Origin of the sequence: Sulfitobacter sp. HI0129 (assembly GCF_001635395.1) — a bacterium.
Lineage (GTDB): Bacteria > Pseudomonadota > Alphaproteobacteria > Rhodobacterales > Rhodobacteraceae > Sulfitobacter.
Window position 1 is genome coordinate 1 of sequence record NZ_LWGH01000391.1, and the last position, 9,432, is coordinate 9,432.

Sequence of the window (9,432 nt, forward strand, 5' to 3'; positions counted from 1 at the left end):
ATCATCGAAAACTTTCGCGAGCTGCGCAGCGAGCTGGAATCCAACGGGATGCAGTTCCATAGCGAAACCGACACCGAAACCGTGGCGCTGCTGACGCAGCATTACATGGAAAAAGGCGCGTCTCCGCTGGAAGCCGCGGACAAGACATTGGCCCGGCTGCAGGGCGCCTTCGCACTCGCCTTCCTTTTCCATGGCGAGGAAGACCTGATGATCGCGGCGCGGCGTGGCTCCCCCCTCGCCATCGGCTATGGTGACGGCGAGATGTTCGTGGGCAGCGACGCCATCGCGCTCGCCCCCTCCACTGACCGGATCAGCTATCTCGAAGAAGGCGACCGGGCCGTTCTGACCCGCACCTCCGTCGGGATCGTCGATGCCAATGGCAATACGGTCGAGCGGGAGGTGCGCCGTATACAGGTCGCCAACACCCGGATTGACAAACAGGGCCACCGGCACTTCATGGCGAAGGAAATCGCCGAGCAGCCCAACGTGATCGCCGAGGCCCTGAACCACTATCTCGGCGCGGACGGCACCATCGGCATCCCTCGGGACCGGATCGATTTCAGCAAGATCGACCGCATCACAATGGTGGCCTGCGGCACGGCATTCTACGCCTGTTTCACGGCGAAATACTGGTTCGAACAGATCGCCCGTATCCCGGTCGAGATCGACGTGGCGTCGGAATTCCGCTATCGCGAGCCGCCGGTCTCGCCGGGGACGCTCGCGCTCTTCGTCAGCCAGTCGGGCGAAACCGCGGACACACTGGCCGCCCTGCGCTACTGCGCGGGTAAGGTGGACAGCATATTGTCGGTGGTCAACGTGCCGGAATCGTCCATCGCGCGGGAAAGCGACACGGCGCTGCCGATCCTCGCGGGGGTCGAAGTCGGCGTGGCCTCGACCAAGGCGTTCACCTGCCAACTTTCGGTTCTGCTTATCCTCGCTCTCGAAGCGGCCCATGCACGGGGCACGCTGGATGATGCCGGTCTCGCCAAGGCGGTGGCCGAACTGCGCAGCCTGCCCGGTCTGATCAACGCGGCGCTTGAACTCGACGATACCATTCGCGATGCCGCGCTGAAACTGTCCAACGCGCGTGACGTGCTGTTTCTGGGCCGCGGACCGATGTATCCCCTCGCCCTCGAAGGTGCGCTTAAGCTTAAGGAAATCAGCTATATACACGCCGAAGCTTATGCATCGGGCGAATTAAAGCACGGGCCGATCGCATTGGTGGATGAACATGTCCCCGTGGTGGTCATGGCGCCGCGGGACGGACTTTTCGACAAGACGGTCAGCAACATGCAGGAAGTGATGGCCCGCAAGGGCAAGGTGATCCTGATTTCCGACCGCAAAGGGCTGGACGAAGCTGGCGACGGTGTCTGGTCCAGCATCGAGATGCCCTCCTGCCCCGACATGCTCGCCCCCATTCTTTACGCGGTCCCGGCGCAACTGCTGGCCTATCACACCGCCGTCGCGAAAGGCACGGATGTGGACCAGCCGCGCAATCTGGCGAAATCGGTCACGGTGGAATGACCCCGGAGGAGGCGCTTGCCGATCTCGCGGCGGGCGCCGACCCCGAACGCGCCGCAAGCATGCGCCGCTATCACAAGGCCGAGCGGACCTATCTGGGCCTGTCCAACCCGCAGATCGACGACTGCGCGAAAGCCTGGCGCAACGCGCTGGACGTTCCGGCCCGCGTCACCTTGGCGGAGGGGCTGTGGCGCAGCGACATATTCGAAGCACGGGTGGCGGCGGCCAAGTTGCTGACACAGGCGAGGCTGCGCCCTGATGACGAGGCCGCTTGGCGGCTCATCGCGTCGTGGTGCCCGGATTTTGACAGTTGGGCCATCGCGGATCACGCCAGCATGGCCGCGCAAAAGCGGCTGACGGCGGACCCCTCGCGCCTCGATGAGGTCGCGACCTGGATCGACAGCGATCATATGTGGAGAAGACGCGCCGCACTGGTCAGCACGCTGCCCTGGACAAAACAAAACCACCCCAAACCCGCAGAGCTTGAGGCCCGCGACAGGATACTCGGCTGGGCCGCGCGGCTCGTACCCGACCACCGCTGGTTCATTCAGAAGGCGGTCGGATGGTGGCTGCGCGATCTATCACGTCACGACCCCGACCGCACGCGGCAGTTCATCGCCACCCACGGTGACAGCATGAAACCCTTCGCCGTGAAGGAAGCGATGCGCCACCTGCGGCGAGACGCCTCAGCCTAGCTGTTCAGCGCGACCTCGACTTTCGTCAGATCGGTAAGAGATGCCTCTATCAGCCGCAGCGCCGCCAGCGACATGCGGCTGCCCGCGGTATTGGCACCCTCGATCGGGATAAGAGTCACAACAGCCGATTTACCGTTCTGCGTATTGGTCACGCGCCCTTCGGTCTCCGTATCCACCAGCGGCGTCTTGAGCCAGAGCCCCGGCTCCGTCGGACTACCGAGGGAAACAACGGTCGTGCCCAGCGACGTGCTGGGAACAGTCGGCTTTGCGGTGGCGGCGGCGCGCTGTTCCGCCGTCGTGGTATCCAGCGCCTCGGCGGTGCGGGCCGCGGGCGACGGGGGCGGCGCGGCTGTGGCAGGGCTCAACGTGGCATCGCGCACCGGCGCGGGCGCGCTGAGCGTGCCGGCCGCCGATGCCTGTGCCTGCCCCGCGGGGGTGGAAATACCCCTACCCGCGCCGATACGCTCCGCCAGACCACAGGCCGAAAGGGCGAACAATCCCGCCCCGAGGGCGGCGAATATACGAAAATGTGTCATGCTTTCGTCTTAAGCCGGGGGCTTGCGCCCTTCAATCGCGGAAATGCGGCTTGCCCCGCGATGGGCGGACCATTACCTATCGTGACATGACCCCACGTCTCATTGACCCATTTCATCGCGCGATCACCTACCTGCGCGTCTCTGTCACGGACCGCTGCGATTTCCGCTGTGTCTATTGCATGTCCGAAAACATGACCTTCCTGCCAAAGAAGGAATTGCTGACGCTCGAAGAGTTGGACAGGCTCTGTTCGACCTTCGTGAACCTCGGTGTCGAAAAGCTGCGCATCACGGGGGGCGAGCCCCTAGTCCGGCGCGGCATCATGACGTTCTTCCAGAGCATGTCGCGGCATCTCGAGAGCGGTGCACTGAAAGAGTTGACCCTTACCACCAACGGCAGCCAGCTCGAACGTTTCGCGGATGACCTCTATGCCGCGGGCGTGCGGCGGGTGAACGTTTCGCTCGATACACTGGACGAGGACCGCTTTGCCGCTGTCACCCGCTGGGGCCGCCTGCCGCAGGTCCTGCGCGGTATCGACGCCGCCCAGCGTGCGGGGCTTCGGGTGAAGATCAATGCCGTGGCACTCAAGGGCTTCAACGAGGACGAACTGCCATCCATCACGCGCTGGTGCGCCGAACGGGACATCGACCTGACATGGATCGAGGTGATGCCCATGGGCGATCTGGGCAATGAGGATCGGCTCGATCAATATTGGTCCCTGAAAGACGTGCGTGCCCGTTACGCGGAGGAATACACCGTCACCGATCTGGCCGAGCGTTCGGGCGGTCCCGCGCGCTACGTCCGGCTGGAGGAAACCGGCCAGAAGATCGGCTTCATCACACCGCTGAGCCATAATTTCTGCGAAAGCTGCAACCGCGTGCGCGTCACCTGCACCGGCGAAATCTACATGTGCCTCGGGCAGGAAGACGTGGCCGACCTACGCGCGCCGCTCCGCGACCATCCGGAGGATGACGGCCCGCTGCGCGACGCCATCGAGGCGGCGATCCTGCGCAAACCGAAGGGCCATGATTTCGACTATTCGCGTCAGGTCGCGGATGGCCAGATGACCCGCCACATGAGCCATACCGGCGGCTAGGGCACATCGTGTCCACCCCCTTTCTCTACCGGGCCTGGGTTGCGGCAAGCTCGGCGCTGTTGCCCATTGCGGGCGGGGCCGAGATACGCAAGCTGCGCAAGGCAGGCGTTTCCCGGGCGCGGGCCCGCGAAAAGCTGGGCCGGGCGAGCCTTCCGCGTCCGGATGCCCAACCGCTGATCTGGTTTCACGCCGCGTCGGTGGGTGAAAGTCTTTCCGTTCTGGCCCTGATCGGTCGTATGGGTGTGGCCCTTCCTAGGGCAGAATTCCTGCTCACCTCCGGCACGGCGACATCCGCAGAGCTTATCGCCAAGCGCCTGCCGGATCGCACCCGGCACCAGTTCGCCCCCCTTGATGCGCCCGGCCCGCTCAGGCGCTTCCTGCGGCACTGGCGCCCAGATGCGGCGATTTTTGTTGAAAGCGAGCTTTGGCCCCAGATGTTGCGCCGCACCCGCGAAAGCGGGGCGCGCATGGCGCTGGTCAACGCGCGCCTGTCGGAAACCTCCGTCGCGCGCTGGCAGGCCCGCCCCGATCTCGCGCGGTACCTGCTCGAGGTTTTCGATCTGGTCCTGACGCAGAATGCCACCATGGCCGAAACCATGCGCGACCTCGGCGCGCCTGCGGATCGCATTGCCGAGGGCATGAACCTCAAGGGCCTTTCCGACCCGCTGCCCATCGACCAAGAGGCGCTGAACGCCGCCCGCGCCGCACTTGGGGAAAGGCCCGTCTGGGTCGCCTCCTCCACCCATCCCGGCGAAGAACGCGAAGTGCTGCTGGCGCACAAGATCCTCCTGCGGGACCGGCCCGACCTTTGCCTCATCCTCGCGCCCCGGCATCCGGACCGAAGCGCCGAGGTCACGGCGCTGATCGCCGCCGAAGGCATGTCCTTCAGCCGCCGCAGCCGGGGCGATCTGCCCGCGGGGCAGGTCTTTCTGGCCGATACGATGGGGGAACTGGGCAACTGGTACGCGCTTTCCCCCATCGTGTTCCTCGGCGGGTCGCTCAACCCGGTGGGCGGGCATAATCCGTTCGAGGTCATCCAGTCCGACGCCGCGGTTCTGAGCGGTGTGCATGTCGCGGCGTTTGCCGAGACCTATGCCGCGCTGGAAATGGGAACCGCCGCCCGTCTCGTGGCCGATGGCGAAGACCTCGCAGCCAAGGTCGCGGACTGGCTCGACGATCCGCAGGCTCTCGAGTCGGCAAGGGCCGCCGGGGCGCGGTTCATCGGCAACCAGACCCACAAGCTCGACGCGGTGTCCGACCGGATCATCGCCGCCCTGGACCTGCGGCGGCATGACTGACCTTTTCGTCACCAACTACAACCCGAACTTCACCGGGGTCTCCGCCACTGCGGCCAATGTCATCCGCCAGCAGGTGGGGCACTATCCACTGGCGCTGGTGGGCCACCCCCTGCCCGGCTGCCCGGCGCCGCTGTCCCGCCAAGCCGCCCATGCGCAAAGCCGTGCATTTGACGGCAAGACCCGGCCTTTCGCCATTTGGCACGTGCGCCGGAATACGGAAATGCACAGCGCGCTCTGGCTCCGGGATGTGCGCCGCGCCCCGGTCCGGATCGTCTTTACCTCCGCGGCCCAACGGCTGCACTCGGCCTTCCCCCGATGGCTCATTTCGCGGATGGATGCGGTCATCGCCACCACCGAAGAAGCCGCGCGCTTCGTGCCCCATGTCAGGGCCGTGGTCCCCCACGGGGTGGACACCGATCGCTTTACCCCGCCGCAGGATCGCGCCGCCGCGTGGCAGGCCCTCGGCTTCGGGGGACAGCAGGGCATTGCCACGATTGGCCGGATACGTCCCGAAAAGGGCACCGACCGCTTCGTCGACGCCATGCTGCGCCTCTTGCCGGATCACCCCGATACCGTCGCGCTGGTGATCGGTAGGGCGGACAGGCGGCACCAGTCCTTCCTCGACGGGCTGAAGGCGCAGGCAAGGTCCGCTGGCCTTGGCGACCGGCTGCTTTTTCCGGGTGAATTGCCGGCCTCTGAACTCCCCGCGCTCGTGCAGGGCCTCTCCCTCGTCATGCAACTGCCGCGATACGAAGGCTACGGCATGGCCCCGCTGGAAGGCATGGCGGCAGGGGTGCCTTTCGTGGCGACCGACGCGGGCTATTACCGGGTATTCGCGGACGACGGCCGCGCCGGCAGCATTGTCCCGCCCGACGATCCCGCAGCCGCTGCCGCCGCTGCCGAAACCCTGCTGTCAGATACCCCGCCCGCCCGCTCCGCCCTGATCCGGAAGCTCGCGGAAACGCGGTTCAGTGCAAGGGCAGAAGCGGAAGGGATCGACGCCGTCTACCAATCACTCTGGGCGCGCTGACGGCAAAAGGGCGGAAACTGCGTTCCGCCCTTCACCCTTTTTCAAATACTCACGGCGCACCACCAACCCCGTTCAACCCGGCGCAGGTGGTACGCAGCGCGCTCAGCCCGCCGCGGGCATCCGCTGTTCGACGATCTCCGCCCACCAGCTGCATCCCGCCGGAATCGCCTCGTCGTTGAAGTCGTATTTCGGATGGTGGACCATCGCCGTATCGCCGTTCCCCACGAGGATATAGGCGCCCGGGCGTTCCTCCAGCATGAAGGCGAAATCCTCGCCGCCCATGACCAGCGGTGCCTCATCGCAATCGCCCGCCACGCTGCGCGCGACCTTGGCGGCGAAATCGGTCTGCTCCTCATGGTTGACCATCACGGGGTAGTTGCGGATGTAGTTCAGCTTTGCCGTGGCGCCGTAAGTCGCCGCCACGCCTTCGCAGATCTCGCCCATGCGCTTTTCGGCAAGGTCGCGCAATTCGTTCGACATGGTGCGCACCGTGCCCATGATCGAAACCCGCTGCGGAATGACGTTGAAGGCCTTTGACGAGGTCTCGAACGAGGTGATGGAAACGACGATCTGTTCCACCGGGTCCGCATTGCGGCTCACGATGGTCTGCAGCGCCAGAACGAGGTGGCTCGCCACGACGGTGGTGTCGATCGTCTCCTGCGGCTTGGCGGCATGACCGCCGAGGCCCTCGACCTCGATCTCGATCAGGTCGGTCGCGGCAAAGAAGGGGCCAGGCCGGATGGCAAAGCTGCCCGTGGGACGGCCCGGCCAGTTGTGCATGCCGTAGACCTCCTGCACGCCGAAGCGTTCCATCATCCCGTCGGCACACATTTCGCGCCCTCCGCCGCCGCCTTCTTCGGCGGGCTGGAAGATGACCACCACGGTACCGTCGAAATTGCGCGTCTCGGCCAGATATTGCGCGGCCCCCAGAAGCATCGCGGTATGACCGTCATGGCCGCAGGCATGCATCGCATTGGGCGTCTTGGAGGCATGGGCCACGCCGGTCTGTTCGTTGATCGGCAGCGCGTCCATATCGGCACGCAGGCCGATCACCTTGCCCGACCCCGTCTCGCGCCCCTTGATGACGCCGACGACGCCGGTACGTCCGATCCCCTCGACCACTTCATCGCAACCGAAGGCGCGCAGCTTTTCCGCCACCAGCGCCGAGGTCCGGTGCGTTTCGAACAGGATTTCGGGATTCTCGTGGATATCCCGGCGCCAGGCCGTGATATCGTCGTGCAGTTCGGCAAAGCGGTTCTTGACCGGCATCTCATCTCTCCCAGAGGTTCCCGGGCCGGAGATCCGCAAGCGCCGTGATGGCGCCTACCCCTCCCCCGGTGTCGGCGCATGAATGGCGCGCGTGTCGCCAAACATGCGTTTGCATCCTTCTACGCCAGCGGGAGGCGGGTCTCAACCACCTCCGCGAACCAGGAACATCCGGCGGGGATTGCTTCGTCGTTGAAGTCGTATTCGGGGTGGTGGACGGTGGCCCCGTCGCCGTTGCCGATCATGATATAGGCACCGGGCCGGGCGTTCAGCATATAGGCGAAATCCTCCCCCGCCATGATGGGGGGCGTGTCGCGGTCGACGCCGGGCATGATCGCCTCCGCCGCCTCTGCGGCATAACCGGTGTGATCGGTGTGATTCACCATCACGGGATAGCCACGTTCGTAGTCGATCTTGGCGGTGCAGCCATAGGCGGCGGCGGTGTGTTCAACGAGGGCGCGCACCCGTTCCTCGGCCAGGTCGCGCACACCTGCATCAAGCGTGCGCACGGTCCCCCGCATCAGCACGGTCTGGGGGATGACGTTATGCACCTCGCTGTCGCTGCGCAGCGCACAGACGGAAACGACGACCTGCTTCAGCGGATCGACATTGCGGCTGGCGACCGACTGCAGGGCGACGAGAACATGTGCCGCGGCAAGATTGGGGTCGATCGCCTCATGCGGGGCGGCCGCATGGCCGCCCTTGCCCGTCACCACGATATCGAACTGATCGGCCGAGGCGAGCAGCGCGCCGGGCCGGATGGCGAATGCGCCGACCGGGTAGTTCGGCATGTTGTGCATCCCGTAGACCTCGTCGATGGCCCAGCGGTCCATCAACCCGTCCTTGACCATTTCGTTTCCGCCGCCGCCGCCCTCTTCCGCGGGCTGGAAGATCAGCACGCAGCGCCCGTCGAAGTTGCGGGTCTCGGCAAGATATTGCGCGGCCCCCAGCAACATGGCGGTATGGCCGTCATGCCCGCAGGCGTGCATCTTCCCGGGCACGGTGGAGGCATGGGGAAGGCCTGTCGCCTCCTCTATGGGCAGCGCGTCCATATCCGCCCTCAGACCGATGGTGCGGCCAGAGGTATTGGACCGCCCTTCGACCACCGCCACGACCCCGGTGCGTCCGATCCCGGTGGTGATATCCGTGATGCCGAAACCGCGCAGCTTCTCTTCGACGAATTTTGCCGTTTCATGAACGTCGAACTGCAACTCGGGGTGCTGGTGCAGATGCCGCCGCCAGCCGGTGATTTCAGCGTGTGTATCGGCGAAACGATTCTTGATCGGCATGACGTGTCCTTTGTGAACTGGGTATTCGGGTCAGACGTTCGGCCCCAGACGCATGGGGCTGCCGTCGCGAAACCGCGACAGGCGGAATCTCGTCAGATCATGACCGGGATCGTCGTCCATTGCCAGAGCGGCCAGGACTTCGCCCATGCCGGGCCCGATGCCGAAACCATGCCCCGACATGCCCGTCCCGATGATGAGCCCCGGCAGATCGGCACAGCGATCCACCACCGGGACGATATCGGGCATCGTGTCGATCATCCCCGCCCATGCTCGTTTGAGCCGTACGGGCGGCAATTCCGGATAGAGGGCGGCGAAATCCTGCAGCAACCGCCGGATACGGCGCATGTTGGGCGCGGGATCGAGGATGCGGATCCGTTCGAAGGGCGAGGGTTCATCATCGCTCCAACGGCGGCGGGTGGTCCATGCGTCGGGAAAGCCGCGCGGGGCGAAGGGCAACAGGCGCTGGCCCAGCGGATCGGCCCGCAGCTGCGTCAGGTAATGGGGGAAGGCGCGGACCGCATCGGGCCCCACGAAAAGCTCGGGCGCGCCGGGGGGAGCGAGCGTATAGCCGCCGTCCTCCCGGCGCCGGAAGGCAACGGCCCGGGTGGCCGCCGCCCCGCGGGTGATCTCCGGCAGCGGCTCGGTGGCGGCCACGTTCTCGCGCACCGAAAGCTGGGGCATCGCGACCCCGTGGCGCCGCAGC

General features: G+C 65.6%; 9 protein-coding genes. 5 read left to right on the plus strand and 4 right to left on the minus strand.

All coding sequences use genetic code 11. The features are described 5' to 3' along the window. Both glmS and A3764_RS10245 read left to right on the plus strand, forming a co-directional pair. Positions 1-1,524, plus strand: a 1,524-nt coding sequence (gene glmS, locus A3764_RS10240; RefSeq protein WP_067951559.1) for a glutamine--fructose-6-phosphate transaminase (isomerizing), incomplete at its 5' end; no start/stop codon positions are given. Next, positions 1,521-2,216 (plus strand): DNA alkylation repair protein, encoded by a 696-nt coding sequence (locus A3764_RS10245; RefSeq protein ID WP_067920864.1) that lies wholly within the window; start codon positions 1,521-1,523, stop codon positions 2,214-2,216. The genes glmS and A3764_RS10245, both read left to right, overlap by 4 nt. On the opposite strand, the gene A3764_RS10250 is transcribed toward A3764_RS10245, so the two are convergent. After that, positions 2,213-2,752 (minus strand): hypothetical protein, encoded by a 540-nt coding sequence (locus A3764_RS10250; RefSeq protein ID WP_067920866.1) that lies wholly within the window; start codon positions 2,750-2,752, stop codon positions 2,213-2,215. The genes A3764_RS10245 and A3764_RS10250 overlap by 4 nt on opposite strands. An 86-nt stretch (positions 2,753-2,838) precedes the next feature. Here A3764_RS10250 and moaA point away from each other — a divergent pair, with 86 nt between their 5' ends. From moaA to A3764_RS10265, 3 genes are read left to right on the plus strand one after another with little or no spacing between them, the layout of a single operon-like run. Further along, positions 2,839-3,846: a GTP 3',8-cyclase MoaA gene (moaA, locus tag A3764_RS10255; RefSeq protein ID WP_067920868.1), complete on the plus strand. Its 1,008-nt coding sequence runs from the start codon at positions 2,839-2,841 to the stop codon at positions 3,844-3,846. A gap of 8 nt (positions 3,847-3,854) precedes the next feature. Then, a complete protein-coding gene (locus A3764_RS10260; RefSeq protein ID WP_067920869.1) occupies positions 3,855-5,144 on the plus strand; it encodes a 3-deoxy-D-manno-octulosonic acid transferase in 1,290 nt (429 codons plus the stop codon). Beyond that, entirely contained in the window at positions 5,137-6,174 is a 1,038-nt protein-coding gene (locus A3764_RS10265) for a glycosyltransferase family 4 protein (protein WP_067951560.1), read from the plus strand. Before A3764_RS10260 ends, A3764_RS10265 begins: the two co-directional genes overlap by 8 nt. 102 nt (positions 6,175-6,276) lie before the next feature. Here the strand turns inward: A3764_RS10265 and A3764_RS10270 are convergent, their stop codons facing one another. The 3 genes from A3764_RS10270 to A3764_RS10280 all read right to left on the minus strand — a co-directional run. Beyond that, positions 6,277-7,443: a M20 aminoacylase family protein gene (locus A3764_RS10270; RefSeq protein WP_067920873.1), complete on the minus strand. Its 1,167-nt coding sequence runs from the start codon at positions 7,441-7,443 to the stop codon at positions 6,277-6,279. 119 nt (positions 7,444-7,562) lie between these two features. Further along, entirely contained in the window at positions 7,563-8,729 is a 1,167-nt protein-coding gene (locus A3764_RS10275; RefSeq protein WP_067920875.1) for a M20 aminoacylase family protein, read from the minus strand. Between the two features lie 30 nt (positions 8,730-8,759). After that, positions 8,760-9,432, minus strand: a 673-nt coding sequence (locus A3764_RS10280) for an NAD(P)/FAD-dependent oxidoreductase (RefSeq protein ID WP_150122138.1), incomplete at its 5' end; no start/stop codon positions are given.